Genomic DNA, 24932 nt, shown 5'->3' with positions numbered 1-24932 from the left:
GTGCATCGCACAATGACCTACCCTGATATCAGTCTCAAGGATGCCGTGCGCGCGGCCAACTGGGCGCAGCTGCTCGATCCCGTGCAAATGGCCCGGGTCGAGGCGGATGTGTTCGAGACTTTCGTGCCGAAAGGCGGCTTTGTCTGCCGCAAGGGCGAGCCGGTGGACAACTGGATCGGCGTCATCAGCGGCATGGTCAAGATGAATAATTTTTCCGCCTCCGGCAAGGCCATGACCTTCATCGGCGTGCCGCCCGGCAGCTGGTTCGGTGAAGGTTCATTGCTGAAGAATGAAATCCGCAAATACGACACCATGGCCCTGCGCGACACGCGCGTGGCGCGCCTGCCAGGCGCCACCTTCCACTGGCTGCTGGAAACGAGTTTGCCGTTTACGCGCTTCCTGCTGATGCAGCTCAACGAGCGCCTGGGGCAGTTCATCGGCATGGTGGAAAACGAACGCTTGCTGGACCTGAATACGCGCGTGGCGCGCTGCCTGGCGTCGATGTTCAACTCGCACTTGTACCCCGGCGTGGAGACGCTGGTGCAGCTGTCGCAGGAGGAAATCGGCCTGCTGTCGGGCTCTTCGCGCCAGCGCGCCAACCAGGCCTTGCAGGTGCTGGAAAAGAAAGGCTTGCTGCGCCTCGATTACGGCGGCATCCGCGTGCTGGACCTGGAAGGCTTGCGCCGCTACGAGGCCGATGATGCCATCTGAGACCACGCGTGCCGCAGCCCTGCGCGTACGCCTCGATGGCGGCTTTGTCGAGCATGCGCGATTCACGGGGCCGCCCGTCGATTTCAACGACTGGACACCGGAAGAACTGGGCGCCATCTGGGGGGCGTTGCATCGCGCGGCGCGCTTCGGCCATGACGATACGGCGCGGCGCGAGCTGGCGACGGCGCTATTGGCACAAGCGACCAGCATGAACCTGGCGCCGGCGCTGGCAGGCGCCATGTTCCTCGATGCGCTGGACGCGGCCGGCGATTACAACCGGGAATGGGAGTATGTCATCGGCTGCCTGGCGTGCCTGCAGGGCGAGGCACCGGCAGGCACGGCGGGGCAGGCGCGGCGCATTCTCGGCAAAACCTCGGGCTGGGCCGAGTGCCCCTACCAGGCCTACCTGCTGGCGCGCCTTGCTGGCGGCGACGCCCCTGCGCAATTTGCGCAGGCAATGGAGGAGCGTCACGCCCTTTATCCGATGCCATTGACCTTGCATGAATTGGAATTGCTGCCGCAGCTGGAGCAAGCGTCCCTGCTGGCGCTGGCCGGCTCGCGCTACAGCGGCCACTGGAGCCGCGACAGTATCGGCGAGGCGGATCCCGCCGTCGTGCTGGCCGACGATGCGGCGTATGTCGATTTTGCGCGCACGATACTGGAACAGGCGGCACGCCATATCGCCGCCATTCATGACGGCGGCGTGCCGTATGCTGCCGATGCCGCCTTTGCCACGGCAGACTCTCAGGTGCTGGCGCGCGCCGCGCGGGTCGCCGCCTATCGCGATGACGCATGGTTCAGGCCCGTGATCAGCGTCTTGCTGCCCTTGGTATGCGTCGCGCCCGGCACGGCCAAGAGCGCGCCGTCGCAATCGTTGGCGATGGCGCTGGGCCATGCGGTGGAAACCATCCCCACGCCGGAAAGCTTGCTGGCCCTGCGCACGGCGCTGGCGCAGGTGCGCCATGCGGGCATCCGCAAGAAGCTGGAACGCAATCTGAAACCGGCCGAACGGGCGCTGGCCGAACGGCCCGATATCGCCTGGAGGATCGGCATGCCCGGTCCCATGGGCAAACGGCGCCAGGCCATGCTGGCGCGCCGCCTGGAAGCGGGCTATGCCAGCGACGTGCGTCTGGGGCTGGATCAATGGCGCGCCTTGCGCGACGATGCCGATATCGATACGGTGGCGCGCGCGCTGGTCTGGCGTACGGGTGACGGCCAGGCTTTCATGCTCGATGGCGAGGGTGCCATCGATGCATGGGGGCAGCCGGCGGATGTGCCGCTACAGGGAGAAGGCGAGATCGGCCTGTGGCATCCCCTGCACGGCAACGGGGAGCAGCGCGCCGCCTGGCAGGCGCTGGTTACACAGCGGCGCGTGCGCCAGCCGCTGCGCCAGGTGTATCGTGAAATATATGCACCGCCCGGCGACGGCAGCGCCCCATTTTCCGGTTACCAGCTGTCGCTGCCTGCCTTGCTGGGACTGGCCCGCCGCGAAGGCTGGCGGCTGGACGACGATGAAGGCTTGTCGCGCGGGTTCGGCGCCTGGCGCGTATTGCTGCGCCTCGAGGGACGCGTCTATCCAGGCGCGGGCGGCGCCTGCACGTCTAACGGGCTGGCGCCCGCGCAGATGCTGCCGCTGGCGCCTGTGGCCTATTCGGAAGCGTGCCGCGCGGTGGATCTGCTGGTCAGCGCCAGCGCGTTGGCGCTGGTGGAAGACGAGCAAAGCGTGCAGCGCGAAGAGCGCTTGTCTTACCTGGCCAACTTGTCCCCGGGGCCGATGGCGGGCATGCGGCGCACCGTGCTGCGTCAGGTGTTTGCGCAGCAGATCGAAGCAGGGCGCATGGCGCTCGAGCCCCGTCACCTTCTGGTGGGCAGGCACGCCATCCACCTGACCACCGGCAGGGTCACGCTGGACGGCGCCGAGGTGGCGGCCGAGGTGGTCGCTAAGGGGAACAAGCTGGCCGCCGTGCCGTGGCTGCCTTACGACGAGGCGCTGCTGGAAAAAATCGCCGCTACCGCCGGGGTGCTGCTGGCGCTGCACCGAGTGCAGCCCGGCTGCTAATCGCGGTATCATAGGCACTTCCCAGCACCGCTCCATTTTCGCACCCATGCAGACACCTGACCAAGCCACTCCCGCCTCCCGTTTGTCGCAACTGCGCAGCGCCATGCGCGCGCAGCACATCGACGCCTGCATCGTGCCATCGGCCGACCCGCATTTGTCCGAGTACCTGCCGGCCCGCTGGCAGGGCCGCGAGTGGCTGTCGGGCTTTACGGGATCGGTCGGCACCCTGGTCGTGACGCAGGAGTTTGCCGGCGTATGGACCGATGGCCGCTACTGGGAACAGGCGGAAGACGAACTGGCCGGCAGCGGCATCGTCCTGAAGAAAATCCCGTCCGGCGCCAGCGTGCTGTATATCGACTGGCTGGGCGAAACCATGCGGCCGGGGCAGACGGTGGCCGTCGATGGCGCCGTACTGGGCCTGGCCAATGCGCGCCTGCTGCAGCAGGCGCTGGGGGAGCAGGTTACCTTGCGCACGGACATCGATGTGCTGCAAGCCGTGTGGCCGGATCGCCCGGCCATGCCCGCCGCCCCCGTGGTTGAACATGCGGCCGCGTATACCTCGCTGTCGCGCGCGCAAAAACTGGCGGCCCTGCGCGCCGGCATGGCGGCCCTGGGCGCCAGCCACCACGTGATTTCCACGCTCGACGACATCGCGTATCTGTTCAACCTGCGCGGCGCCGACGTCAACTACAACCCCGTCTTCCTCGCGCATGCGCTGGTGGGACCCGAGCGCGCCACCCTGTTCGTCGCCGATGGCAAGGTGCCGGCGGCCCTGCGCGCCACGCTGGAGAGCGAGGGCGTGGACGTGGCAGCCTATGACCGCACGGCTGCCGCGCTGGCCGCCTTGCCGGCCGGCGCCACCTTGCTGCTCGACCCGCGCCGCATCACGTTCGGCACGCGCCAGGCTGTAGCCGATGGCGTGCAAGTGGTCGAATCCATCAACCCGACCACCCTGGCCAAGTCGCGCAAGACGGATGCCGAAGCGGCGCACGTGCGCGCCGCCATGGAGCAGGATGGCGCCGCCCTGTGCGAGTTTTTCAGCTGGCTGGATCGCACCCTGGCCGACCCGCAACGTGCGCCGTTGACGGAAATCGGCGTCGACGAGCACCTGACGGCTGCCCGCGCCCGCCGCGCCGGTTTTGTCAGCCCCAGTTTCGGCACCATCGCCGGCTTCAATGCGCATGGCGCCATCATGCATTACCACGCCCATGCGGATTCGGCCGCCACTATCGAAGGCGACGGCTTGCTGCTGATCGACTCGGGCGGCCAGTACTGGGGCGGTACCACGGATATCACCCGCGTGGTCCCCGTCGGCGCGATCACGGCCGAGCACAGGCGCGATTTCACCCTGGTCTTGCGCAGCATGATCGCGCTGTCGCGCGCGCAATTTCCGCGCGGCGTGAAGTCGCCCATGCTCGATTCCATCGCCCGCGCGCCCCTGTGGGCCGAAGGCATCGACTTTGGCCACGGCACGGGCCACGGCGTGGGCTTCTTCCTTAACGTCCATGAAGGGCCGCAATCGATTTCGCAGTCCGCCATGCCGGAGCCGCAGACGGCCATGGAACCGGGCATGATCACTTCCGTCGAGCCGGGCATCTACCGTCCCGGCCAGTGGGGCATCCGCATCGAGAACCTGGTGCTGAACGTTCCCGCGGGGACGACGCCCTTCGGCGAATTCCTGCGCTTCGAAACCTTGACCCTGTGCCCGATCGACACGCGTTGCATGGAACGTTCGCTGCTGCGCGATGACGAAGCGGCCTGGCTGAACGACTATCACGCCACCGTGCGTGCGCGCCTGGCGCCGCACCTGGCCGCGCCGGCCGATGCGCCTGCGCTGGCGTGGCTGGAACAGCGCACGGGAGCCATCTGATGCGCTCGACCCGCGCCACGTCCGCCATCGAGCGGCTCAAGGAACGCACCGGCCACCGCCTCTACACGATGGCGCGCACGGGCGATGAACTGTTCTTCCTCACGGAAGGCCCGGGCTTGCCGCCCCTGTGCCCGCCGCTGGAACTGGACGCCTTTGTCGCCTTCGTGAATGGCCTGGGACCGCAAAAGGCGCGCCGCGTCAGCAAGCTCGATGTGGCGTTTGAAAAGCAGCTGACGAAAAAGCCCCAGGACTAAATGCCGACCATCGACTTCCTGCGCGCCTACTGGTCGCCGGCCGAGCTGGCGACGAATGGCGTGATCCTGCTGAACCTGCTCGGCGCACTACTGCTGGGCTTGCTGGTGGGGTATGAGCGCTCGTATCACGGGCGCGCGGCCGGCATGCGCACCTACAGCCTCGTCTGCATGGCCTCGGCCGCGCTGACGGTGCTGGGCGGCTATCCGGAGTTCTGGTACGGCGGCCATGGCGCCATCGTCGGCAGCGACCCCACGCGCGTCATCCAGGGCATCGTCACGGGCGTGGGTTTCCTCGGCGCCGGCGTGATCATGCGCGAGGGCTTCAATATCAGCGGTCTGACGACGGCCGCCTCGATCTGGGCTTCGTCCGTGATCGGCATCATGGTCGGCATCGGCTTTTATCTGTCGGCCATGGGCCTGGCCTTTCTGTGTGCGATGGCGATGATTTTCCTGTCAAAACTGGAGAACTGGCTGCCGTCGCGCCACGCGGTGGCCATCACCATGCGCTTCAAGCGCGATTTCATTCCGCGCGAAGATGCGCTGCGGCGCATGGCGGCCAAGCGCGGCTACGACATCGCCGGCGGCTCGCTGACCATCGGCAGCACGGACGGCATGCAGGAATGGCGTTTTGTTGCCATCGCGCATGGCAAGAACACGGGTGCCAGCCTGTCGGCCATGTCGGCCGAACTGGCCGCCTTCGAAGGCATCGCCGGCTTCCAGCTGTCGCATGCCCGCAACTGATACGGATGCCGAGAGGATGGACATGGATGCACAGGCTCAAGAGGTACTCGATTTCTGGTTCCTGCCGCCGGATAACCCCGACTACGGCCAGTCGCGCGTGGAATGGTTCCGCAAGGATGACGGCTTCGATGCGCAGATACGCGCGCGTTTCGGCGCGCTGATCGATGCCGCCATCGAGGGCGGCTTGCTCGCATGGGATGCCACGCCGCACGGCGCGCTGGCGCGCCTGATCGTGCTCGATCAATTCACGCGCAACGTCTATCGCGGTACGCCGCGCGCGTTTGCCGGCGACGTCCGGGCGCTGGCCCTGGCCGTCGCCTTGACGGACGCGGGGCAGGACCGCCAGCTGCCGCCGATGCTGCGCGCTTTTGCCTACCTGCCGTTCGAACACGCGGAAGACCTGGCCATGCAGGCGCGCGCCGTCGAGCTGTTCCAGCTGCTGTCGCAGGCGCAGCCCGGCTTTGACGGCATGCTCGATTACGCCGAGCGCCACCAGGAAGTGATCGCCCGCTTTGGCCGCTTCCCGCACCGCAACGCCATCCTCGGCCGCGCCTCCACGCCGCAAGAGCTGGAATTTTTGCGCCAGCCGGGATCGAGCTTCTAGAAAATCGCCATGAACGTTACCCTCAATATCATCGGCGCCGGCCACGTGGGCCGTGTGCTGGGCCGTTTGTTCGCCCGCGTGGATGGCACGCAGGGCGGAGCAATCCTGGTGCAGGATGTGCTGACGCGCTCGATGGCGTCGGCGCAGGCGGCGGTCGATTTCATCGGCGCCGGCACTCCCGTCGCCAGCTATGCGGCCTTGCGGCGCGCCGACGTCACCATGCTGGCCGTCTCCGACGACCAGATCGGCCCGGCCTGCGCGGCGCTGGTGGCCGAGGGACGCCAGGCGGGCGCCATCGTGTTCCACTGCAGCGGCGCGCTGGCCTCGAACGTGCTGCTGGCCGCCACGCAGGCGGGCGCCTCTGTCGCCAGCGCGCACCCGATCCGCAGCTTTGCCGACCCGCAGCAGGTGGCCGCCACCTTTGACGGCACGTTTTGCGGCGTTGAAGGCGATCCGCTGGCGCTGGCCTTCCTCACGCCCGCCTTGAACGCCATCGGCGCGCGTCCCGTGCCCATCGACCCGGCCGCCAAGACCCTGTATCACGCCGCCGCCGTCTTCGCCAGCAATTACCTGGTGACGGTGCTCGACGCCGCCTTGCGCGCCTACCAGGCGGCCGGCATTCCCGAACCGGTGGCGCGCGAACTGGCCCAGCCCCTGGTGACGGAAGCAGTGGCGAACGTGTTCCGCCTGGGCGCCGCGCCCGCGCTGTCCGGCCCCATCGCGCGTGGCGACTCTGCCACCGTGCAACGCCAGCAGCTGGCCGTGCAAAGCTGGGATGCCGCCACGGGCGAGTTGTACCGGGCGCTGGTGGCGCCGACGCAGGATCTGGCCAGGCGCAAGCGCGGGGAGTGACTCAGGCGGCGTGCACGCCGTTGCGGCCGTGATGCTTGGCCTGATACAAGGCGCTGTCGGCGCGCGAGAAGAAGGCCGATTCGCTTTCCTCTGGCCGGTACTCGGCCACGCCCAGGCTGATCGTCACGGGTATGTGCGGCGCGGGCAGGCCGAAATCGTGGCGTTCGACGGCGGCGCGCAGGTTTTCCGCCACTTCCGCCGCTTGCGCCAGGCTGCAATTGTTCAGCAGTACCAGGTATTCCTCGCCGCCCCAGCGCGTGATGACGTCGCTTTCGCGCACGGTGGCGCGCGCCACGTCGGCCACGCCACGGATCACCTTGTCGCCCCACAGGTGGCCGTGGGTATCGTTGACGCGCTTGAAGAAGTCGATGTCGAAGAGGATGGCGGACATCGGTTGTTCGTTGCGTTTGGACAAGAGCATGGCGCGCTGGAACAGCAATTCCAGCGATTGGCGGTTCAATAGCCCCGTCAGCGCATCCGTCGAGGCGATGCGTTCGATGCGGCGCTGGTAGCGGTTCACCGTCAGCAGGGTCAATACCAGTACCAGCAGGGTGACGCCAAAGCTGATGGCCAGGTTGAAGATGAAGACGCGCTGCAGCGACTGGACTTCGTCGCTGACATTCTGCTCGACCACCAGGTACCAGCCCAGTTCGGGAATGAAGCGCGAGTTGACGAGGATTTGCGCGCGCCCCAGCTGGTACGACAGGTGCGTCGGTTCGCTCTGGTGGTTGATGATTTGCTCGGCAATGGCGTTTACGCCGGGCAGGCTGCGGATATTGCCGTGCCCGTTGCGCATGGTCTTGCCCGCCAGCACCAGGGCGCCGGCGCCGTCGACAAAATAGATGTTGCGGTGGAAGCGCGCCTGGTAGCGGTCGATGATGTGGCTCATGGTGGCCAGGGTCAGGCCGATGCCGGTGGCGCCGATGAACTGGCCGTCGTAGTCGTAGACGCGGTGGTTGATGAAGATGGTCATGCTGTCGCGGTTGGCCATGTCCACGTCGACATTCGTTTCATAGTCGGTGGTGTCCATGGCGCGCACGCGGTAGTACCAGATGTCGCGCGCCGCTTGCGGGCTGACGGATTTCAGGGTGCCTTCCGCATAGTAATATTTGCTGCTCTTGTCCGAGACGAGAAAGCTGGTGATGGCGCCGTACTTCTTCTTGACCTCGGCCAGGTAGCGCACGATCTGTTCCGGCTTGTTTTCGCCGGCGAGTATCCAGTCGCGCACGAAGGTGTCGTGCGCCATCAGCGAGGAAATGAAGACGGGGCGCAGCATGTCCTTCTGGATTTCGGAATAGATATTGTCGCCCGTCAATGGCAAGGTCTGGTCGGCGATGCCGTGCTCGATGGCCTGGCGCGAAGCCAGGTAGCTGGCCAGGCTGGTGGCCATGAAGCCCGCACCCAGGATCAGGGTCAGGAGTATGAGCAGGCGGTACTTGATCGACAGAAGACGCATGGAGACGAGGGGTGGCCGGCGGGAAGGCAATCGTGACGCAAGCCAAAAGTATGCAGCAGGCCGGGTATTGGCGCAATGATAACTGGCTTTATTGACAATTTACCTTGGCGAACGCAACAAGATAACCACGACTTACCAAATAAAAGTGCCGATTTGTCGACAAAGATGCAAATTAGCAATAAGATTTGACGAGGGGAATCATTGCGCACCGCCCCTGTCTTGCCGCCCGTTTCAGGCGCAGGACATTACGCGCAGGGAGTGTTGTATGTTATTTTTAAAGAGTACGTCCGTCAGCAAGGCCCCCGGCATCTACGAGGTCGACATCGCCGCGAAACCACCGGGCAAGACCTTCGGCATTTTTCTCGCCACCGATCCCGACCATCCACCGCATGCCTTGCTGGGACAATTGAAGGCGCTCGGCTTCGAGAACACCTATAGTTCACCCTACCTGCACAAGGATGCGGGCAAGGTGCTGGACCTGCATTTCCAGAAGGATGGCACGGATATCTTCAAGGGCTGGAAAACCGAGGAGTGCACGCACAACCTGGCGGCCATCACGGCGCTGTTCGAGGAACATGGCATTACCATCGCGCCGCGCGTCATGTCGATGGCGGAAGCCTACGCCTAAACGCCTATCAAAACCTACTGCGCGTCGGTATAGGCGGCCTGCGATGCTCACTGCCTCGGCGGCCCCGTGCATTAGCACAGCTCCGCTTCTCAGCCACCTCTCCCTTCCGCTCGCTACGGTTTTGTTTGGCGTTGTTTTAAGTAGCGTCAACCCGCCTCCACGCCGATGTGATACAGCGCCCACGGGCAGCTGGCGAACCGTTCGGCCAGGGGCAGGGCCGCCACGGCGGCGATGCGGTCCGCATCGTGGATCGCCCATAGCGGCCCCAGGCCGCCCAGCGCCATCGCCTGCCCGTCCAGGTGGGTGGCGACGATAAAACGCTGCGTGCGCGCCTGCGCCACGGTCAGCGCCGCCGCATAGCCATCCACGGCCCGCAGCAGCAGCCGCACGGCATCGTCCTCGGGCGCGCCGGCCGCCTTCAATACCTCGACCAGCAGCGGCCCGCGCAGGGCATGCGCCTTGCCATCGTATTCCAGGGTGGGGTGGATGGTGCGCGCCGGCAAGTTCGCCAGCGCCGCAAAGTCGAAGGCCCGCGCCCGCTCAAAACTGATCTTTTGCTTGTGCATCATCTGGTCGCGCACGGCGTCGAACGGACCCCGGTTCGGCTTGTCGATGCTGCCCGTGATGGTCAGCAGGGCGGGACCGCGCAGGCCGGCGGGCGCCGCCCGGGCGATGGCGGGCAAGGCCGCGGCGGCCATGCCGGCGGCGAGAAACTGGCGTTTGTGCATGCACTTCTCCTCTGACTGAAAATCGCTAATGTTCTTAAGTCTATCTTAAGTTCGCTCAACAGTGCGCATTTCACGGTTATTGTCAGTTTGCAATGTCAGCTTACATCTTGTCACAGTTCTTACGGAATGGAGAAAGACGTAGCTTTTTTCGGCTGTTATTGTGTAGTCATCGCACTTCGCTGAACTGCGAATCCAGGCACCATTCACTAATTGAGAGAGAGAACATGATGAAGAAGAAAATCCTGTTTGCAATGATCGCATCCGTTACCGCACTGACCGGCATGAGCGCCGCCCACGCCGAAGGTGCGTATGTGGGTGCCGGCGTCACGGGCAACCGCTATAACTTCGATATTCCTGGCGCCACCAGCGCCGATAATCACAGCGGCTACAAGGCTGGCGCCAAGATCTTCGCCGGTTACGATTTCGATAAAACCTGGGCAATCGAAGGCGGCTATGCCGATTTCGGCAGCAAGGATTACAGCTATGTCACCGGCGCCGGCAACGGTTCCGTGAAAAGCGATTCGCACGGCTACTACCTGGCCGGCAAGGCCACCATGCCCGTGACCGACAAGGTCGGCGTGTTCGGCAAGCTGGGCGTGGCCAAGGTCAAGAACAGCTTGAGCGGCACGGGCCTGTCGACCGGCATCAGCGGCAACGACAAGACGGGCGTGTACGCTTCCGTCGGCGCCCAGTACGCAATCAACGAGAAAGTCTCGCTGACGGCGGAAGTGGAACACTTCGGCAAGAGCGCCGACCAGGGCCGCAAGGCCACGGGCCTCGCTTTGGGCGCACGCTACAACTTCTAATCACTTGGAAGTGTGCTGAAAAAAAAGGCAGTTACCGCGAGGTAACTGCCTTTTTGCATGGGCGGACCGAAATTACGTGGTCAAGGGCTTGTAGCGGATACGTTTCGGTTTCGCGCCTTCTTCGCCTAGGCGTTTCTTCTTGTCGGCTTCGTATTCTTGATAGTTGCCGTCAAAGAAGGTGACCTGCGAGTTGCCTTCGAAAGCCAGGATGTGCGTGGCGATACGGTCGAGGAACCAGCGGTCATGGGAAATGACCATGACGCTGCCGGCAAATTCCAGCAGGGCGTCTTCCAGCGCGCGCAAGGTTTCCACGTCCAGATCGTTCGACGGTTCATCGAGCAGCAGGACGTTGCCGCCCATCAACAGGGTTTTCGCCAGGTGCAGACGGCCGCGTTCACCGCCGGACAGGTTGCCCACTTGCTTTTGCTGGTCCGAACCCTTGAAGTTGAAGCGGCCCAGGTAGGCGCGCGACGGCATTTCGAAGCGGCCCACCGTCAGCATGTCGGCGCCGCCGGACACGTCTTCAAAGACGGATTTGTTGTCGGCCAGCGAATCGCGGTTTTGGTCGACGATGGAGACGCGCGCCGTCTGGCCGATGGCCACTTCGCCGCTGTCCGGCGTTTCCTTGCCGGTGATCATCTTGAACAGGGTCGATTTACCGGCGCCGTTGGGGCCGATGATGCCGACGATGGCGCCTGGCGGCACGGTAAAGCTCAGGTTATCGATCAGCAGGCGGTCGCCGAACGCCTTCGACACGTTCTTGAACTCGATGACTTCATTGCCCAGGCGTTCGGCCACGGGAATGAAGATCTCCTGCGTTTCGTTGCGTTTCTGGTATTCGTGCTCGGACAGCTCGTTGAAGCGGGCCAGGCGGGCTTTCGACTTGGCCTGGCGCGCTTTCGGGTTCTGGCGCGACCATTCCAATTCCTTCTGCAGCGCCTTCTGGCGCGCCGATTCCGTCGCCTCTTCCTGCTTCAGGCGGGCTTGCTTCTGGTCCAGCCAGGTCGAGTAGTTACCCTTCCATGGAATGCCGTGGCCGCGGTCCAGCTCCAGGATCCACTCGGCCGCGTTGTCGAGGAAGTAGCGGTCATGGGTGATGGCCACCACGGTGCCGGGGAAGCGCAGCAGGAATTGTTCCAGCCAGTCGACCGATTCCGCATCCAGATGGTTGGTCGGCTCGTCGAGCAGCAGCATGTCGGGCTTCGACAGCAGCAGCTTGCACAGCGCCACGCGGCGCTTTTCACCGCCGGACAGCACGCCGATGGTGGCGTCCCAAGGCGGCAGGCGCAGCGCGTCGGCGGCCATTTCCAGCTGCAGATTCAGATTGCCGCCGTCGGAGGTCGAAATGATCGCTTCCAGGCGTGCCTGTTCCGTGGCCAGGGCGTCGAAATCGGCGTCTTCCTCGGCATACGCGGCGTACACGGCTTCCAGCTTGGCTTGCGCTTCAAACACTTCGCCCAGGCCCGACTCGACTTCCTGGCGCACGGTTTTGGCCGGGTCCAGCTGCGGTTCCTGCGGCAGGTAGCCGATGTTCAGGCCCGGCATCGGCACGGCTTCGCCCTGGATGTCGGTGTCGATGCCTGCCATGATTTTCAGCAGGGTCGATTTGCCGGAGCCGTTCAGGCCCAGCACGCCGATCTTCGCGCCTGGGAAGAAGGACAGGGAAATATCTTTCAGAATCTGGCGCTTGGGCGGGACGATTTTGCCCACGCGATTCATGGTGTAGACGTAATTTGCCATTAGAAATCTCGGGTGATATACAAAGACGGACAGGATACGGTAAACGCCCGCTTCCGGCCAGCGCTGCGCGCTGCGGAAACGGACGCCAGGGGCAGGACTAGGCGGCGGCGCGCGCCTTGCGGGCCGTCCACAGCCCTTCGGCCGCATACAGGGCCAGGGCCGTCCAGATGACGAGGAAGCCCAGCATGCGCTCGGGCGTGAACGATTCGTGGAAGACCCACACGCCGATCAAGAGCTGGCCCGTGGGGGCGATGTATTGCAACAGCCCCAGCACGGCCAGCGGCAGGCGGCGCGCGCCGGCGGCAAACAGCAGCAGGGGAATGGCCGTGATGGGGCCGGACGCCAGCAGCAGCGCGCGCGTGGCGGTGGAATCCGTGTTGACGAAGCCGCTCTGGCCATGCCACGCCAGCCACAGCATGTAGGCCAGCGCCAGGGGGAACAGAATCAAGGTTTCGAACGACAAGCCTTCCAGCGCGCCCAGCGCGGCCGTCTTGCGCAGCAAGCCATAGCCGCCGAAGGTGGCCGCCAGCAGCAGGGCGATCCACGGCACCTGTCCCGCCTGCCAAGTGAGCCAGGCCACGCCGCAGGCGGCCAGGCCGATGGCCAGCCACTGCAGGCGGCGCAGGCGCTCGTGCAGCAGCAAAAAGCCCAGCATGACATTGATCAGGGGCGTGATGAAGTAGCCGAGGCTGGCGTCGACTACGTGGCCGTTGTTGACGGCCCAGATATAGATGAACCAGTTGGCGGAGAGCAAAAATGCGCTGGCGACGAAGCTGGCCACGACCCTGGGCTGCGCCTTCAGGCTGCCCAGCCAGCTCCACTGCCGGCGCACGGTCAGCACGATTCCCAGGAACAACAGCGACCAGACCATGCGGTGCGCCAGGATTTCCTGTGGCGCGATCTCGCCGATGGCGTGGAAGTACAGGGGGAACAGGCCCCAGCACAGGAAGGCGAGGGAGGCGTAGAGCATGCCTGGATTCATGATGGGCTTCGCTGGAGAGTAGACAGTCTGTCATTATGGCTGAAAACATCGGGGGCTGCCCGGCGCCGCTGGCGAGGCGTAGAATGGCAACAAATCAATGGCCGCATGTCCGCGCAGCAAGGCGGAGCGGCACAAAACCACGACCTTGGGGCAGCTGCGGAACCATGCAAAAATACTCTTGCTATTTGCTAATACCTATCATATTGTGCGATGCAACAAAACAAAAACGGGTGCAACCTTGACGTCGGAACATAAAAAAAGCGGCCTTGCCGGCTTGACGCTGGCGGCCGTCGGCATCGTTTACGGCGATATCGGCACCAGTCCGCTGTACACCCTGAAGACCGTCTTCGACCCGGCCCACGGCCTGCTGCTCTCGCACGAGAACCTGCTGGGCATCGTCTCGCTGATTTTCTGGGGCCTGACCCTGATCGTCTCGCTCAAGTACGTGACCTTGGTGTTGCGCGCCGACAACCGCGGCGAGGGCGGCATCATGGCCCTGATGGCGCTGGTGCTGTCATCCGTCAGCCGCCTGTCGCGCTGGCATTTCCCGCTGATGGTGATCGGCGTCTTCGGCGCCACCCTGTTCTATGGCGACAGCGTGATCACGCCGGCCATTTCCGTGCTGTCGGCGATCGAAGGCCTGGAAGTGGCCACGCCCGCCTTCAGTCCGTACGTGGTGCCGCTGACGATCGCCGTGCTGGTGGGCCTGTATTCGGTGCAGTCGCACGGCACGGCCGGCATCGGCCGCTATTTTGCTCCCGTCATGGTGCTGTGGTTTGCCGCGCTGGCCGGCATGGGCGTGGTCAACATCATCAAGTCGCCGGCCATCCTGGCCGCGCTCAATCCCCTGCACGCAGCCACTTTCCTGATGAATAACGGCTTCGTCGCCTTCGTCGCCCTGGGCGCCGTGGTGCTGGCGCTGACGGGCGCCGAGGCGCTGTACGCCGACATGGGCCACTTCGGCAAGAAGCCGATCCGCCTGGCCTGGTTCCTGATCGCCTTTCCCGCGCTGGCGCTGAACTACCTGGGCCAGGGCGGCTTGCTGCTGGCCCATCCGGAAGCCGTCTCGAATCCGTTTTACCAGCAACTGGGCGCGTGGAGCGTGTATCCGCTGGTGATCCTGTCGACCATGGCCACCGTGATCGCCTCGCAGGCGACCATTTCCGGCACCTTCTCGATGACCAAGCAAGCGATCGCGCTGGGCTTCCTGCCGCGCATGCGCGTGCGCCACACGTCGGAAAGCGAAATCGGGCAGATCTACATCCCCGCCGTGAACTGGCTGCAACTGGCCGTGGTGCTGCTGGCCGTCATCGGCTTCGGTTCCTCGGAAAACCTGGCCGCCGCCTACGGCATCGCCGTGACGGCCACCATGCTGTCGACGACGATCCTGACTTTCTTCGTCATCCGCTACCGCTGGAAGATGAACCTGGCCCTATGCTGGGCCGCCACGGGCTTTTTCCTGATCATCGACGTCAACCTGGTGTCGGCGACTGCCCTGAAACTGTTCCACGGCGGCTGGTTCCCGCTGCTGCTGGGCTCGATTTTGTTCATCGTCATGCTGACCTGGAAGCGGGGCCGCCAGCTGGTGTTCCAGAACCTGGAAAAGCATGCGATTCCGCTCGACGATTTCCTCTCGTCGCTGTTCATCGCGCCGCCGCTGCGCGTACCTGGCACGGCCATCTTCCTGCGCGGCGAAACGGATGGCGTGCCGCACGCGCTGCTGCATAACTTGCTGCACAACAAGGTGTTGCATGAACGGGTGATCTTCCTCACCGTCTTCATGCATGAAGAGCCGTGGGTGGCGCCATCGGAGCGCGTGCGCGTGGTGGACCTGGGCCACCAGTGCTACCAGGTCAACGTGCATTACGGCTTCAAGGATGAACCCGACATTCCGGCCGCGCTGGCGCAGTGCGCCCAGCAGGGACTGGACTTCGAGATGATGGAAACGTCATTCTTCATCGCGCGCCAGACCATCATCTCGACGCCGGGCGCCGGCATGATGCCGTGGCGCGAGCACCTGTTCGTCACCATGTCGCGCAATGCGCGCACGGCGGCCGACTACTATCAGATTCCGAGCAACCGGGTGATCGAACTGGGTACGCAGGTAGAAATATAGATATTGTGTCAACGTTGCAGCGAGGCACATTTATTGCCGTGCTTACGTCTGCTTACAAATGGGCTACGCGAGTCCTGTTAAACTCCAGCCCGTACCGGTCCGCACCGTACGGGCTTAGCCACACACCAATATTTAAAGGGAAACCATGAAATCGGTATTTCAAATGATCGCCACCCTCGCTTGCGCCGTGGCCCTGACCGCTTGCGGCGCTGCTGCCAATACCGAGAAACCGGTCGTGCTTGACCCGAATACGCAAGTGAAGGAACTCCTCTTTCCCGACCTGGTGAAAGGCACCGGCACGGCCGCCGCGGCGGGCGATACCCTGACGGTGGCCTATACGGGCTGGCTGTATGACGCGAGCAAGCCGGACGGCAAAGGCGTGCAATTCGAAACGTCGCCCCCTCTCCAGCCTTTTACGTTTGTCCTCGGTATCGGCAAAATGATCCTGGGCTGGGATCGCGGCCTGGTCGGCATGCAGGTAGGCGGCACGCGCCGCCTGCTCATTCCGTATGACCTCGGCTATGGCGTGAGCGGCACCCGCGACAGGGTCACGAATGCGGTGGTGATCCCGCCTTACGCCGGCCTGGTGTTCGACATCACGCTGCAAAAAGTGGAAAAAAAGTAAGCACGCGCAAGGTGCACGGACAAAGGGCGACTCCATGGAGTCGCCCTTGTTGTTTTTGCGGCCAATTCAAACTGGCGCCAGTTCCTGGAAGTAATACGTGGCGCCGCCCAGATTGGTCGGCGCGTCATATTGCAGCACTTGCGTGCGGCGCAGTGCCACCGGTGCGCTGAAGGCGGGGCCGTCGTAGACGAAGGTGTGGAATTCGCCGTTTTCGCCGCAGGCGTCGACGCCGGGCGGCAGGTCGGCCAGGAATGCGGCGTCGAACTCGCGCCCGCAAAATTCGCGCGGCAGGTGCTGGCCATTGATGCACACGACGATGGCCTTGAAGCCGGCGGCAAGGAACTCATCGACCAGCGCGCGCCGTTCCCCGCCCCACAGGGGTAAATGCGCCGTCAGGCCGGCCGCGGCGCAGACTTTTTCTTCCCAGTCGCGGTGCGGCTGCAAGTCGATGTCGCCGAAGATGGCGTGTTCTATGCCTGCGTCTTTCGCCGCGCGTAGCATGGCGATGAATTGCTCCTCGTAGCTGGCCCAGCTGGCGTGATAGCGCTGCAGGCGCGCGCCCAGGCTGGCCGCCTGCGCCTCGAGCAGCTCGGGCGGCACGCCGTGCGAGCGCGACTTGCGGCCATCTTCATCCATGGCCGTGATCAGCAGCGGCACGCTCGTGCCGGCGTTGCGCGCGCGCCACAGGGCCAGGCAGGAATCCTTGCCGCCGCTCCAGGAAATCAGGGCCGTCGTCATGCCGCCGCGCCCGGCTGCACGGCGCGCAGCATGTCGACGTGCTGGATACCATCTTCATCGTAGGGTGCGCTGACGGTGACAAAGCCGAAGGACTGGTAGAAGCGCTCCAGGTAGTGCTGCGCGCCGATGCGGATGGCATGGCCCGGGTGCTGGCGTTCGGCGCGCGCGATGCCCTCAAGCAATAGCTGCTTGCCGGCGCCCGTGGTGCGCGCCTCGGGCGCCGTCAGCACGCGGCCCAGCGACATTTCCACATACTTGGCGCCCGGCGCCAGCACGCGCAGGTAGGCGGCCAGCCGGCATTCGCCGTCGACCGTTTGCCAACCCAGCAAATGCATGGCTTGCTGGTCATGGCCATCGAGGTCCGGGTAAATGCACTGCTGTTCGATGACGAACACGCGCTGGCGCAAGGCCAGCACCTGGTACAAATCGTGGGGGCCGAGTTCGTCGAACGTGTTCCATTGCCAGCTGATCATGGGTCATCCTTGATTGAGAGTGGCCATGATTTTACCGGCTTCACGCCGCCGGCGCGGGATAGCGCTGCGCATACCACTGCTTCAGGTGCTCGATGCAGCGCGTCACGCGGGGCGCCACCAGCTGGCGCGACGGGTAGATGGCAAACAGCGCCAGGCTGGGACGCTCCACCTCGGGAAACAGCTCGACCAGCGCGCCGCTGGCCAGTTCCTCGCGGCAGACAAAGGTGGGCAGGATGCCGATGCCCAGGCCCCGCAGGATCAGGCTGCGCATGAACAGGGTGTTATTCGTGCGCACCCAGTTCGGCACTTCGATGTCGCTGTGCGGCCCCGCATGGCGCAGCGGCCAGCGGCTGCCGAACAGGGCGTGGCTGTAGATGAAGCAGCGCTGGCGCGTCAGGTCCGTGGGGTCCAGCAGGGGACCGTGGCGTTCCAGGTAGGCGGGTGCGCAGCAGATGTGCAGGCGGTAGTCGTGGATGTGGCGCGCCACATAGCTCGAATCGGTGAGCGCCGTGGTGACGCGAAAACCCAGGTCGTAGTTGGCGGCCGCCAGGTCCACGTATTCATCCTTCAGGTCGACGTCCAGGCGCAAGGCCGGCCACTCGGCCATGAAATCGGCCAGCCCCTCGGCCAGCTCGCCCACGCCCAGCGATAATGGCGCGTTGATGCGCAGGCGGCCCGTCACGTGCGCCGTCGAGTGGGCCACCATGTCCTCGGCCTGCGCCAGTTCGTCGAGCAGCTTGCGGCAGTGCTCGAGGTAGGCGGCGCCCGTTTCCGTCAGGGCCAGCTGGCGCGTGGTGCGCGTCATCAGGCGTCCGCCCAGTTCCTGCTCCAGCTGGCCGATGCGCCGGCTCACATACGAGGCCGACAGGTCCAGTTCATCGGCCGCGCGGCGAAAGCTGCCCAGCTCGGCCACGCGGCGAAACAGCTGCATCGCCTGCAATTTATCCATGGCGTTCCCATTCGGTCGTATTTGGCATTAGTCAGCTGCATTATTCATCATTTTTCTCCATTTTGATTCGGAATATGCTGGCGGCTTCTCTACTGGAATCCTCATGATGAAAAAATTACTCTTAAGCAGTGTGCTGTTCGCCGCCTTTTCCAGCGCCCAGGCGGCCGACGTTCTCGTCGTGCTGTCCGACGCGAACCACCTCGAATTGCGCGATGGCAAGGTCTTCGCGACGGGCTTTTATCTGAATGAATTGATGCAACCTGTCAAAAAGCTGCTCGACGCGGGCCACACGGTGACGTTCGCCACGCCGCAGGGCCAGGCGCCCACGCTGGACGCCAGTTCGGATACGGCCGCCTACTTTGGCGGCGACGCGGCCGCGCACGCGGCGCACAAGGCGCTGCTGGACCAGCTGGCGCTGACGGTGCCGGGCCGCTCGCCCGTGATCAGCCTGAAACGGGTGGCGCAGATCGGCTATGGCCACTATGCGGCCGTGCTGGTGCCGGGCGGCCACGCGCCCATGCAGGACTTGTTGAAGGATGCCGGCCTGGGCGCCTTGCTGCGCCAGTTCCACGCGGATGGCAAGCCGACGGCGCTGCTGTGCCACGGCCCCATCGCCCTGTTGTCGGCCCTGCCGCAGGCGGCCCAATTTACGGCCGCGCTGGAAGCGGGCCAGACGCCGCCCGCGCCGGCCGGCTGGATCTACAGCGGCTACCGCATGACGGTAATCAGCAACCAGGAAGAGGCGGCGGCGCAGGGCGCGCTCGGCGGCGGCACGATGAAGTTCTATCCGCAGTCGGGCTTGCAGGCGGCCGGCGCGCAGTATGTGCAGAACCAGGTGCCGTGGAGCAGCAACGTGGTGGTCGACCGCGAACTGATCACGGGGCAGAATCCCGCCTCGGCGCCGGCCCTGGCGGACAAGCTGCTGCAGGCGCTGCGCTGAAAAAAATCCCCGGCGGCGCCTGGGGGCGCGGCCGGGGATGCGCCCCAAGGCGGCGGGGATTACACGATCGTCAGGGTGACGTCGATGTTGCCGCGCGTGGCGTTCGAGTACGGGCACACGATGTGGGCGGCGGCGACCAGGGCTTCGGCGGCGGCGCGTTCCATGCCTGGCAGCGAGATTTTCAGTTCCACTTCGATGCCGAAGCCCGTCTCGATGGCGCCGATGCCGACGTTGCCTTCGATCGACAGGTCCGCCGGCAGGGCGATCTTGTCGCGGCCGCCGACGAATTTCATGGCACCGATGAAGCAGGCCGAGTAGCCGGCGGCGAACAGTTGCTCCGGATTGGTGCCGACGGCGCCATTGCCGCCCAGTTCTTTTGGCGTGGTCAGCTTGACGTCCAGCACATTGTCGGACGACACGGCGCGGCCTTCGCGGCCTCCGGTGGCGGTAGCTTGGGCGCGGTACAGGACTTGTTTGATCGACATGATGGTTTTCCTTGAGTTGATTAAATAGTTGACTACTAAATAGTGTGCTACTTGTTTCGTGGGCTGCTGCCCCAGGATGCCCGTCTGAAGAAGCGGTATGCGGCGTCCATGTACACAATATATATCGCGCACTATTTAATTGCAAGCGATTTTATTTGCGCGTGGCGCGGATTGAAGCTTTATTTTCTTGCCTTTGTCGCCAGTATTGCCCTTCCATCGCATAATGGCCACCGCCGCTGGCGCCGATAGTTATGCTTGGCCCCACTTCACTCCCCAAGGAAAAATCATGACTAGCCTCTTCTTTATCCTGCGCATCACCGTGGCCACGATGGTCGCCTACATCATCGCCACGGCGATTCTGGTCGAGAATTTCCTGCGCCATGTCTTCGGGCAGACGGAAGGCTTTTTTGTCATCGTCGGCGCGCTGCTGGCCAGCGCTGTCGTCACGAATGCGTTTTCGCACGTGCGGCGCGTGCGCCTGATCGCCGGCGCCGTCAATGCCGGCACCCTGTCGAGCCGCCAGCGGCGCCAGATCGAGATTCCGTTCGAGGCGGGCGAGGCGTTCGACATGATCGATGCGGCCATCCGCGAACTGCCGGGCAGCGAAGTGGTCGAAAGCGCGCGCGACAGCCTGCAGGTGCAGGCCCGCGTGCGCCGCGCGGCGCCCTACACGCACACGGGCTTGCCCCGCATGCGCCTGCTGGGCTTCCTCGAGCCGCGGCCGAACCAGATTCTCGCCACCGTCACGCCGAATGGCGAAGCGGGCAGCGTCACCCTGATCTGCGAACCGGCGCGCAACGCCTGGACCGACTGGTTCCTCGTCGACCATGGCAGCAACCTGGAAAACGCGGAAGCGGTGACGCGGGCGATGACGCGCCGGGTGGCGCAGCGCCGCCGCGGCGAGCAGGCCGAGGCGCGCCAGACGGTGACGGAAAAGGAACTCACGGTGGCCAAGCTGAGCCTGCTGCATGCGCAGGTCGAGCCGCACTTCCTGTACAACACCCTGGCCAGCGCGCAGCTGCTCACGCGCAGCGACCCCGTGCGCGCCGACGAGATGCTCGGCAACCTGATCCTGTACCTGCGCCACTCGCTGCCGCGCACGGAGCAAGCCATGTCGACCCTGGGCACGGAGCTGGAACGGGCGCGCGCCTACCTCGATATCCTGAAAATCCGCATGGGCGCACGCCTGAACCTGCAGATTGAGGTGCCGCAATACCTGCGCCAGGCGGAACTGCCGCCGATGATGCTGCAAACCCTGGTGGAAAACGCCATCAAGCATGGCCTGGAGCCGAAAAGCGGCGGCGGCACCATCTGGATCATGGCGCGCAGCGGCAACGGCACGGTGATCGTCACGGTGGCCGATGACGGCAAGGGGCTCAGCGATGACGGCGCCGGCACGGGCATCGGCTTACGCAATGTGCGCGAGCGCCTGCGTCTGACCTACGGCAATGCCGCCGCGTTTGCCATTGTCGCCAATTTCCCCGATGGCGTGACGGCCACCATCACGGTGCCAGACAGCACGGCGCAAGGAGTTTCCTATGCATCAGCCTGAGATGACTTGCGTCATTGCCGAAGACGAAGCCCTGCTGCGCGACGCGCTGGTGGCCCTGCTGGCCGAAGAGTGGCCCGGCTTGCGCATCGTCGCCGCCTGCGACGACGGCGGCGCGGCGCTCGAGGCCATCGCCACCCTGCGCCCCGATATCGCCTTCCTCGACATCCGCATGCCGGGCTTGACGGGGCTGGAAGTGGCGGCCGGCGCGCTGGAAGCGAGTCCCGCCACGCAGGTGGTGTTCGTCACCGCCTACGACCAGTACGCGATCGACGCCTTCGATAATGGCGCCGTCGATTATCTATTGAAACCGATAGCCCGCGAGCGCCTGCAGGCGACCGTGCAGCGCGTGCAGGCACGGGCCGGCAAGACCCAGGCGGGCGACGGCGCGCTGGCCGGCCTGCTGCAGCAATTGAGCAGCGCCTTGCCGGCGGCGGCCAAGTCGCCGCCGCTGGTGTGGCTGACGGCCAGCAGCGGCAAGGATACGCGGCTGATCATGGTGGAAGACATCGCCTATTTTCAGTCCGACACCAAGTACACGGCCGTCATGACGGCGGAAGGCGAGGCGCTGTTGCGCAAGCCGATCCGCGAACTGCTCGACGTGCTCGACCCGGCCATCTTCAAGCAGATCCACCGCTCCACCATCGTCAACATGAAGATGGTGGCCTCGGTCACGCGCGACGAGGTGGGGCGTGGCGCCTTGCGCCTGAAAACGCGGCCGGAAACCCTGGCCGTGAGCCAGCCGTTCATGGCGCTGTTCCGCAATATGTAGGCTGGCTTAATCGGCCGTTTCAAAGCCTTCGAGCACGTTGACGACATTGATGCCGATTTCCTTCACGGCATAGCCTCCTTCGAGGATGAAGGCGGTGGGCAGGTTCAGATGCGCGAGGCGCTCGCCCACGCGCAGGTAGTCGCCGCTTTGCAGGGCGAAGTGCGACAGCGGGTCGCCGGCAAAGGTGTCCACGCCGAGCGACACCACCAGCGCATCGGGCGCATACATATTGATGCGCAGGCAAGCCGTTTCCAGCGCGGCGAACCAGCTGGCCGTGGACGTGCCGGGGGGTAGCGGCAAGTTGACGTTGTAGCCCAGCCCCGCGCCGCTGCCCGTTTCATCGGCGTGGCCCAGATAAAACGGATATTCGCTGCGCGGGTCGGCGTGCAGCGAGGCGAACAGCACGTCGTCGCGCTGGTAAAAGATGCTTTGCGTGCCGTTGCCGTGGTGGTAATCGATATCGAGGATGGCGACCTTGCGGGCGCCGTCGTCGAGCAGATGCTGCGCGGCCAGCGCCGCGTTGTTCAGAAAACAGTAGCCGCCGAAGAAATCGCTGCCCGCGTGGTGGCCCGGCGGGCGCGTCAGGGCGAACGTGGCCCGCTCGCCCAGGCGCAGCGCATGGGCCGCATTGACGGCGCAGTCGGCGCCCGTCTTGGCCGCCGTCCACGTGCCGGCCGTCAGCGGCGTGCCATTGTCCATCGAGTACAGCCCCAGCTTGGCAGTGAAGTCATCCGGTTCGATATCGCTGCGCAAGGTGCGCACGGGCCACACGGATGGCAAGGCGTCCTTGCCCGCATTGTCGGGATCGAGCGCCAGCCAGTCGTGCCAGGCGTGGCGCAAAAAATGCAGGTAGCGGGGCGTGTGGATGCGCTCCAGCGACGTCAGCGGCACGCCGTGCGGCGTGACGATGCGGCCCAGGTTGCGCCTTCCCAGCTCGGCCACCACCATGTCGGCCCGCTCGGGCGTCTCGAAGCAGGGTACCAGGGTGCCGCGAAACATTTCGAAGCGGCCCCGGTGCTGGCTGTGCAATTCATTGTAGAAGGTCAGCATGGGGGCGCTTTGCGCAAGGTCAGACTCAGGTGTGCGAGCACAGGGTGCTGGCGCGGTAGGCGGCGACGAAATCGTCGAAGCTGCCGGCCGGTGCCGCTTCCATGGCGCGCTGCTCGGCCAGCGAGCTGGCGGCCATCTCGTCGAAATACGCGCTTTGTTCCTGCGTTGCCGGCTGCGCGCGGAAATAGGCGGCGTGACGTTCGCTCTGGCGCAGGCCGAAGGCGGCAAACGAGCCGCCGTTGGCGCGCAGTTCGGCCAATACCTTCGCCGATGGCGTCGCATCCGGGTCGGCCAGTTTGCGGGCTTGCGCGGCCAGACTGTCCGCGTGCTGCGTGCCGCCAAGGCGCGCGTCGAGCAAGGCCGCCACGGGCGCGATGCGCGCCAGCAACTCTTCGCCCCAGGCCTGCAGGGTGATCTCTTCGCCGTCGCGGCGCAGGGTCAATCCAGGCTTGCGGCCTTCCTTGACGGTGCGGGCGAAATTGTTCGTATAGCAGGCGCTTTGCTCGGCCGAGATGGGACCGCTGTCGTCGAGCGCGCAGAACAGCAAAAACGCGTCGAGGAAGCGGCCCGTTTCCAGGCTGATGCCGACCGGTTCGAACGGGTCGACATCCATGCAGCGCACTTCGATGTATTGCACGCCGCGCAGGCACAGGGCCTGGATCGGGCGCTCGCCCGTGCGGATCACGCGTTTCGGACGGATGGTCGAATAGTATTCATTTTCGATCTGCAGCACGTTGGTGGAGAGCTGAATCCACTCGCCATCCTTCTTTGTGCCCAGCGCCGCATACGGCGGATACGGGTCGTTGACGGCGTGCGTGAGCGCGTTGACGTAGTCGTCCAGGCTGTTTTCGTGCGGGCGCAGGCCGGACTGGGCGTCGTTCTGGTAGCCGAGGTCGCTCATGCGCAGGCTGGTGGCGTACGGCAGGAACAGGGTATCGTCGGACAGGGTGTCGAGCTTGTGCGCGCGGCCGCGCAGGAAACCGCTGGATAGGGCAGGCGAAGCGCCGAACAGGTACATCAGGAGCCAGCTGTAGCGGCGGAAATTGCGGATCGTCGCCAGGTAGCTTTCCGACTGCACGTCTTTCGGCGTGGCCGTGGCGTGGGTGGGGCTGGCGCTGGTGTCAGGATTGCGGGCCAGCGCTTGCCACAGCTGCTCGTCGAGCGAGTAGTTGTAATGGATGCCGGCGATGCATTGCATGGCTTTGCCATAGCGCAATGCCAGACCGCGCCGGTACACGTGCTTGAGCATGCCCATGTTCGAGCTGCCGTAGTTAGCGATTTCGATGTCCGCTTCGGGCGGCAGCTGGCATGGCATCGACTGGCTCCACAGCAACTCGTCGCCGAGGCGGCTGTAGGCGTGGCGGTGCACGGTGTCGAGTTTGTCCAGCGTGACGGCGATGTCCTGTTCCGCCGGCGTGATGAATTCGAGCAGCGCTTCGGCGTAATCGGTGGTGATTTCAGGGTGCGTCAGCGCCGAGCCCAGGGCGGCGGGGTGGGGCGTGGAAGCCAGATGGCCGGCATGGTCGACGCGCAGGGTTTCACGCTCGATGCCGCGCAAGCCGCCCAGCAGCGCGCGGTTGGCATCTTCGGTCAGCAATGCCAGGCGGCGAGTCAACAGGTTGGGCAATTTGAGCTTCCTTTCTTGTGCAGCATATAAATAATTTGTGCTGAGATTAACCGAATTTTGGCAAATGCGTCGGCGCCGGCCCAAAAAACGCCGCGTCGCCAGCGTCCGCCCCGGGTAACGGGGACGGCGCTTCGGTCAGGAATTCGCTTGATATTTTAACAAACTGCTGGGGATCTG

General features: G+C 64.7%; 24 protein-coding genes. 14 read left to right on the top strand and 10 right to left on the bottom strand.

The annotated features are described in order from the left end of the window. Positions 1-12: 12 nt before the first annotated feature. Genes CLU94_RS12915 through CLU94_RS12885 form a run of 7 tightly spaced genes read left to right on the top strand, consistent with a single transcriptional unit; the run spans position 13 to position 7091 of the window. Positions 13-711: a Crp/Fnr family transcriptional regulator gene (locus CLU94_RS12915; RefSeq protein ID WP_099665901.1), complete on the top strand. Its 699-nt coding sequence runs from the start codon at positions 13-15 to the stop codon at positions 709-711. After that, positions 698-2770: a DUF4132 domain-containing protein gene (locus CLU94_RS12910; protein ID WP_099665900.1), complete on the top strand. Its 2073-nt coding sequence runs from the start codon at positions 698-700 to the stop codon at positions 2768-2770. The genes CLU94_RS12915 and CLU94_RS12910 overlap by 14 nt, the downstream gene beginning before the upstream one ends. Positions 2771-2816: 46 nt before the next feature. Beyond that, positions 2817-4640, top strand: coding sequence for an aminopeptidase P family protein (locus CLU94_RS12905; RefSeq protein ID WP_099665899.1), 1824 nt, complete (start codon positions 2817-2819; stop codon positions 4638-4640). Further along, entirely contained in the window at positions 4640-4894 is a 255-nt protein-coding gene (locus CLU94_RS12900; protein ID WP_077398459.1) for a hypothetical protein, read from the top strand. Before CLU94_RS12905 ends, CLU94_RS12900 begins: the two co-directional genes overlap by 1 nt. Beyond that, entirely contained in the window at positions 4895-5635 is a 741-nt protein-coding gene (locus CLU94_RS12895; RefSeq protein WP_099665898.1) for an MgtC/SapB family protein, read from the top strand. Positions 5636-5651: 16 nt separating this feature from the next. Then, positions 5652-6239 (top strand): DUF924 family protein, encoded by a 588-nt coding sequence (locus tag CLU94_RS12890; RefSeq protein ID WP_099665897.1) that lies wholly within the window; start codon positions 5652-5654, stop codon positions 6237-6239. A 9-nt stretch (positions 6240-6248) separates the two neighbouring features. Further along, positions 6249-7091: a Rossmann-like and DUF2520 domain-containing protein gene (locus CLU94_RS12885; protein ID WP_099665896.1), complete on the top strand. Its 843-nt coding sequence runs from the start codon at positions 6249-6251 to the stop codon at positions 7089-7091. 1 nt (position 7092) lies between these two features. Here CLU94_RS12885 and CLU94_RS12880 read toward each other — a convergent pair whose 3' ends face one another. Then, entirely contained in the window at positions 7093-8547 is a 1455-nt protein-coding gene (locus tag CLU94_RS12880) for a sensor domain-containing diguanylate cyclase (RefSeq protein ID WP_099665895.1), read from the bottom strand. A 265-nt stretch (positions 8548-8812) separates the two neighbouring features. On the opposite strand from CLU94_RS12880, the gene CLU94_RS12875 reads away from it, so the two are divergent. Next, positions 8813-9175 carry a hypothetical protein gene (locus tag CLU94_RS12875; protein WP_077398469.1) on the top strand — a complete coding sequence of 121 codons (363 nt, stop codon included), beginning with the start codon at positions 8813-8815 and terminating at the stop codon, positions 9173-9175. A 146-nt stretch (positions 9176-9321) separates the two neighbouring features. Here the strand turns inward: CLU94_RS12875 and CLU94_RS12870 are convergent, their stop codons facing one another. Next, positions 9322-9903 (bottom strand): molybdopterin-dependent oxidoreductase, encoded by a 582-nt coding sequence (locus tag CLU94_RS12870; protein WP_099665894.1) that lies wholly within the window; start codon positions 9901-9903, stop codon positions 9322-9324. A gap of 224 nt (positions 9904-10127) precedes the next feature. Between CLU94_RS12870 and CLU94_RS12865 the strand changes: the two genes are divergently transcribed. Beyond that, entirely contained in the window at positions 10128-10709 is a 582-nt protein-coding gene (locus CLU94_RS12865) for a porin family protein (protein ID WP_099665893.1), read from the top strand. A gap of 72 nt (positions 10710-10781) precedes the next feature. Here the strand turns inward: CLU94_RS12865 and ettA are convergent, their stop codons facing one another. Together ettA and rarD are read right to left on the bottom strand one after the other, a co-directional pair. Further along, complete coding sequence (ettA, locus tag CLU94_RS12860; RefSeq protein ID WP_034752850.1) at positions 10782-12449, bottom strand: energy-dependent translational throttle protein EttA; 1668 nt, start codon at positions 12447-12449, stop codon at positions 10782-10784. Between the two features lie 97 nt (positions 12450-12546). Continuing rightward, positions 12547-13431, bottom strand: a complete 885-nt coding sequence (gene rarD / locus CLU94_RS12855; protein WP_099665892.1) for an EamA family transporter RarD — start codon at positions 13429-13431, stop codon at positions 12547-12549. A 238-nt stretch (positions 13432-13669) separates the two neighbouring features. Between rarD and CLU94_RS12850 the strand changes: the two genes are divergently transcribed. Together CLU94_RS12850 and CLU94_RS12845 are read left to right on the top strand one after the other, a co-directional pair. After that, on the top strand, positions 13670-15547 hold the full coding sequence (locus CLU94_RS12850) for a potassium transporter Kup (RefSeq protein WP_077398475.1): 1878 nt from the start codon (positions 13670-13672) through the stop codon (positions 15545-15547). A 145-nt stretch (positions 15548-15692) separates the two neighbouring features. Further along, positions 15693-16172, top strand: a complete 480-nt coding sequence (locus CLU94_RS12845) for an FKBP-type peptidyl-prolyl cis-trans isomerase (protein WP_257218787.1) — start codon at positions 15693-15695, stop codon at positions 16170-16172. A gap of 66 nt (positions 16173-16238) precedes the next feature. Here CLU94_RS12845 and CLU94_RS12840 read toward each other — a convergent pair whose 3' ends face one another. Genes CLU94_RS12840 through CLU94_RS12830 form a run of 3 tightly spaced genes read right to left on the bottom strand, consistent with a single transcriptional unit; the run spans position 16239 to position 18332 of the window. Continuing rightward, positions 16239-16910 (bottom strand): diphthine--ammonia ligase, encoded by a 672-nt coding sequence (locus CLU94_RS12840; protein ID WP_099665890.1) that lies wholly within the window; start codon positions 16908-16910, stop codon positions 16239-16241. Then, positions 16907-17383 carry a GNAT family N-acetyltransferase gene (locus CLU94_RS12835; protein WP_099665889.1) on the bottom strand — a complete coding sequence of 159 codons (477 nt, stop codon included), beginning with the start codon at positions 17381-17383 and terminating at the stop codon, positions 16907-16909. Before CLU94_RS12835 ends, CLU94_RS12840 begins: the two co-directional genes overlap by 4 nt. A 40-nt stretch (positions 17384-17423) precedes the next feature. After that, positions 17424-18332, bottom strand: a complete 909-nt coding sequence (locus CLU94_RS12830; RefSeq protein WP_099665888.1) for a LysR family transcriptional regulator — start codon at positions 18330-18332, stop codon at positions 17424-17426. Between the two features lie 103 nt (positions 18333-18435). Here CLU94_RS12830 and CLU94_RS12825 point away from each other — a divergent pair, with 103 nt between their 5' ends. Beyond that, the gene (locus CLU94_RS12825; protein ID WP_099665887.1) at positions 18436-19272 is read left to right on the top strand and encodes a type 1 glutamine amidotransferase domain-containing protein; all 837 of its coding nucleotides are present in this window, start codon (positions 18436-18438) and stop codon (positions 19270-19272) included. 59 nt (positions 19273-19331) lie between these two features. Here the strand turns inward: CLU94_RS12825 and CLU94_RS12820 are convergent, their stop codons facing one another. Next, on the bottom strand, positions 19332-19757 hold the full coding sequence (locus CLU94_RS12820; RefSeq protein WP_034783746.1) for an organic hydroperoxide resistance protein: 426 nt from the start codon (positions 19755-19757) through the stop codon (positions 19332-19334). Positions 19758-20043: 286 nt separating this feature from the next. On the opposite strand from CLU94_RS12820, the gene CLU94_RS12815 reads away from it, so the two are divergent. Further along, positions 20044-21309, top strand: a complete 1266-nt coding sequence (locus CLU94_RS12815) for a histidine kinase (RefSeq protein WP_099665886.1) — start codon at positions 20044-20046, stop codon at positions 21307-21309. Then, positions 21296-22078 carry a LytR/AlgR family response regulator transcription factor gene (locus CLU94_RS12810; RefSeq protein ID WP_099665885.1) on the top strand — a complete coding sequence of 261 codons (783 nt, stop codon included), beginning with the start codon at positions 21296-21298 and terminating at the stop codon, positions 22076-22078. The genes CLU94_RS12815 and CLU94_RS12810 overlap by 14 nt, the downstream gene beginning before the upstream one ends. 6 nt (positions 22079-22084) lie before the next feature. Here CLU94_RS12810 and CLU94_RS12805 read toward each other — a convergent pair whose 3' ends face one another. Both CLU94_RS12805 and gshA read right to left on the bottom strand, forming a co-directional pair. Next, positions 22085-23128, bottom strand: a complete 1044-nt coding sequence (locus CLU94_RS12805) for a histone deacetylase family protein (RefSeq protein ID WP_099665884.1) — start codon at positions 23126-23128, stop codon at positions 22085-22087. A 25-nt stretch (positions 23129-23153) separates the two neighbouring features. Next, positions 23154-24755, bottom strand: a complete 1602-nt coding sequence (gene gshA / locus CLU94_RS12800) for a glutamate--cysteine ligase (protein WP_099665883.1) — start codon at positions 24753-24755, stop codon at positions 23154-23156. Positions 24756-24932: the final 177 nt, after the last annotated feature.

Origin of the sequence: Janthinobacterium sp. 13 (genome assembly GCF_002749695.1) — a bacterium.
GTDB classification, from domain to species: domain Bacteria; phylum Pseudomonadota; class Gammaproteobacteria; order Burkholderiales; family Burkholderiaceae_D; genus Janthinobacterium; species Janthinobacterium kumbetense.
This window is presented reverse-complemented; position numbering and strand designations above follow the sequence as displayed.

Excerpts from the sequence above, each read along its gene's own strand:
- CLU94_RS12915 (WP_099665901.1), top strand. The coding sequence starts at position 13 with ATGACCTACCCTGATATCAGTCTCAAGGATGCCGTGCGCGCGGCCAAC.
- CLU94_RS12910 (WP_099665900.1), top strand. The coding sequence starts at position 698 with ATGATGCCATCTGAGACCACGCGTGCCGCAGCCCTGCGCGTACGCCTC.
- CLU94_RS12905 (WP_099665899.1), top strand. The coding sequence starts at position 2,817 with ATGCAGACACCTGACCAAGCCACTCCCGCCTCCCGTTTGTCGCAACTG.
- CLU94_RS12900 (WP_077398459.1), top strand. The coding sequence starts at position 4,640 with ATGCGCTCGACCCGCGCCACGTCCGCCATCGAGCGGCTCAAGGAACGC.
- CLU94_RS12895 (WP_099665898.1), top strand. The coding sequence starts at position 4,895 with ATGCCGACCATCGACTTCCTGCGCGCCTACTGGTCGCCGGCCGAGCTG.
- CLU94_RS12890 (WP_099665897.1), top strand. The coding sequence starts at position 5,652 with ATGGACATGGATGCACAGGCTCAAGAGGTACTCGATTTCTGGTTCCTG.
- CLU94_RS12885 (WP_099665896.1), top strand. The coding sequence starts at position 6,249 with ATGAACGTTACCCTCAATATCATCGGCGCCGGCCACGTGGGCCGTGTG.
- CLU94_RS12880 (WP_099665895.1), bottom strand. The coding sequence starts at position 8,547 with ATGCGTCTTCTGTCGATCAAGTACCGCCTGCTCATACTCCTGACCCTG.
- CLU94_RS12875 (WP_077398469.1), top strand. The coding sequence starts at position 8,813 with ATGTTATTTTTAAAGAGTACGTCCGTCAGCAAGGCCCCCGGCATCTAC.
- CLU94_RS12870 (WP_099665894.1), bottom strand. The coding sequence starts at position 9,903 with ATGCACAAACGCCAGTTTCTCGCCGCCGGCATGGCCGCCGCGGCCTTG.
- CLU94_RS12865 (WP_099665893.1), top strand. The coding sequence starts at position 10,128 with ATGATGAAGAAGAAAATCCTGTTTGCAATGATCGCATCCGTTACCGCA.
- ettA (WP_034752850.1), bottom strand. The coding sequence starts at position 12,449 with ATGGCAAATTACGTCTACACCATGAATCGCGTGGGCAAAATCGTCCCG.
- rarD (WP_099665892.1), bottom strand. The coding sequence starts at position 13,431 with ATGAATCCAGGCATGCTCTACGCCTCCCTCGCCTTCCTGTGCTGGGGC.
- CLU94_RS12845 (WP_257218787.1), top strand. The coding sequence starts at position 15,693 with ATGAAATCGGTATTTCAAATGATCGCCACCCTCGCTTGCGCCGTGGCC.
- CLU94_RS12840 (WP_099665890.1), bottom strand. The coding sequence starts at position 16,910 with ATGACGACGGCCCTGATTTCCTGGAGCGGCGGCAAGGATTCCTGCCTG.
- CLU94_RS12835 (WP_099665889.1), bottom strand. The coding sequence starts at position 17,383 with ATGATCAGCTGGCAATGGAACACGTTCGACGAACTCGGCCCCCACGAT.
- CLU94_RS12830 (WP_099665888.1), bottom strand. The coding sequence starts at position 18,332 with ATGGATAAATTGCAGGCGATGCAGCTGTTTCGCCGCGTGGCCGAGCTG.
- CLU94_RS12825 (WP_099665887.1), top strand. The coding sequence starts at position 18,436 with ATGATGAAAAAATTACTCTTAAGCAGTGTGCTGTTCGCCGCCTTTTCC.
- CLU94_RS12820 (WP_034783746.1), bottom strand. The coding sequence starts at position 19,757 with ATGTCGATCAAACAAGTCCTGTACCGCGCCCAAGCTACCGCCACCGGA.
- CLU94_RS12815 (WP_099665886.1), top strand. The coding sequence starts at position 20,044 with ATGACTAGCCTCTTCTTTATCCTGCGCATCACCGTGGCCACGATGGTC.
- CLU94_RS12810 (WP_099665885.1), top strand. The coding sequence starts at position 21,296 with ATGCATCAGCCTGAGATGACTTGCGTCATTGCCGAAGACGAAGCCCTG.
- CLU94_RS12805 (WP_099665884.1), bottom strand. The coding sequence starts at position 23,128 with ATGCTGACCTTCTACAATGAATTGCACAGCCAGCACCGGGGCCGCTTC.